Origin of the sequence: Mesorhizobium sp. M7A.F.Ca.CA.002.05.1.1, from assembly GCF_003998335.1 — a bacterium.
Classification (GTDB): Bacteria; Pseudomonadota; Alphaproteobacteria; order Rhizobiales; family Rhizobiaceae; genus Mesorhizobium.
This window is the reverse complement of record NZ_RZQI01001113.1, coordinates 1-1,688: the sequence shown is the minus strand read 5'-3', so window position 1 is coordinate 1,688 and position 1,688 is coordinate 1. Positions and strand designations below refer to the sequence as shown.

Genomic DNA, 1,688 nt, shown 5'->3' with positions numbered 1-1,688 from the left:
ACCTTGGCCTTGACCATCTTGTCGTAGAAATTCTTGATCCGCTCGTCGGTCATGGCGCCGATGCCGAGCTTTTCGGTGTCGCCGGAATCGGCAAGGCCGAACTTCTTCATCTGCTCGATCGAGAACGCGATCTGCTCGTCGCTCATATCGGGATTGTCTTTCTTGATCATGTCGTTGGCGGCCTTGTTGTCGCCGTACAGATATTTGTACCAGCCCTTGGCCGAGCCATCGACGAAGCACTGGACCACCTCCGGCTTCTTGTCGATCGTATCCTGCATCACCTCGATCGTCGTCGAATAGGTGTCCCAGCCATAGTCGGCGAGCAGGAACTGGTTCGGCACGAAGCCGCCTTCCTTCTTGACCGCGAACGGCTCCGAGGTGACGTAGCCCTGCTGGATCGACTTCTTGTTGGCGAGGAAGGGAGCGGTGTTGTAGGTGTAGGGCGCGCGCTTGGAAGCGTCGAAGCCGAGTTCGATGACCATCCACTGGAAGAAGGTCTGCACGCCCTCGTCGCCCAATATGTACTGGTCGGCGTTCTTCAGGTCCTCCCATTTGTCGAGCCCTTCGCCGGGGTGGGACATGATGACCTGCGGGTCCTTCTGGAAGTCCGCCGCCACCACGCGCATGGGAATGCCTTGCTGGACGGCATCGAAAGCCGACAGCAGATTGCCGCCCATGTAGAAATCGATCTTGCCGGCCAGCAGCAGCGGTCGGCCGCTGACCTGCGGACCGCCCTGCATGATGGTGACGTCGAGGCCGCAGGCGGCGTAGGTGCCGTCCGCCACGGACTGATAATATCCACCATGCTCCGGCTGGGCCAACCAGTTGGTGCCGAAGGTGACTTTCTCATTCGCAGCAGCACCCAGCGTGCTGGCTGCAAGCAGGGCCACCGCCGCCACCGAGATCTTCTGTTTTCCGTACATCCACACCACCCTCTGTTTGCTCCGGCGCGCCACGCGCCAGGCTCGACACCAAAGATTCAAGAAGCAAGACACATGCCACCGGCGTCTGGCGCCGGGGCCGCCCGCTTGAAAGACGTTGCCATGCCAAGCGCGGACGGGTCATGCTGTACGAAAGGCATCGTGCCTATTTTTTGAACGGCTGTCCACAATCGCCCGGGCAACATGCACCGCCATCTTGAAGGTGTAATGGGTCCGGCTTTAGGCTGGCGGCACCCAGGAGATTGCCATGTTCAGATTCCTCACCCCGAAGTCGATCAAGCCGCCCTTTGCCCGCTACAGCCACGGCGTCGAGGTACCGCCTGGAAAGCGGCTGGTGCTGTGCTCGGGTCAGGTTGCCATAACCGCGGACGACCAGATTCCCGAAGAGGCCGGCGCGCAGGCCGAACTCTGCTTCCGCAACATCGAAGCGATCCTCGGCGAAGCCGGGCTGGGCCTACGCGACATCATCCGTATCAACGCCTATGTCACCGACCGCGCGCATCTGCGGCCCTATATGGATGTCCGCGACCGGCTGTTTTCCAGCCCCGCGCCGGCCTCGACGCTGATGATCGTCTCCGGCTTTGCCCGACCCGAATTCAAGGTCGAGGTCGAGGCTATCGCGGCCGGGTGATCGACAGACAACCTCCGCCGCGCTAGGTCTGGCCGTTCATCGAAGAGGCATGACATGACTGTTGCGAAGAAACGCGTGTGGTGGGGCGACTACCGGACCACCGAATACGCCTCGAT

Annotated in this window: 2 protein-coding genes; one reads left to right on the top strand and one right to left on the bottom strand. The window is 61.2% G+C overall.

The window, feature by feature from the left end; all coding sequences use genetic code 11:
• A partial coding sequence (locus tag EN939_RS33075; RefSeq protein WP_164751463.1) for an ABC transporter substrate-binding protein occupies window positions 1–923 on the bottom strand: 923 nt, incomplete at its 3' end.
• Between the two features lie 265 nt (window positions 924–1,188).
• Between EN939_RS33075 and EN939_RS33070 the strand changes: the two genes are divergently transcribed.
• Window positions 1,189–1,572 carry a RidA family protein gene (locus tag EN939_RS33070; RefSeq protein ID WP_127271694.1) on the top strand — a complete coding sequence of 128 codons (384 nt, stop codon included), beginning with the start codon at window positions 1,189–1,191 and terminating at the stop codon, window positions 1,570–1,572.
• Window positions 1,573–1,688 lie beyond the last annotated feature (116 nt).

Coding starts and splice junctions, on each gene's coding strand:
- EN939_RS33070 (WP_127271694.1), top strand. CDS start 1,189: ATGTTCAGATTCCTCACCCCGAAGTCGATCAAGCCGCCCTTTGCCCGC.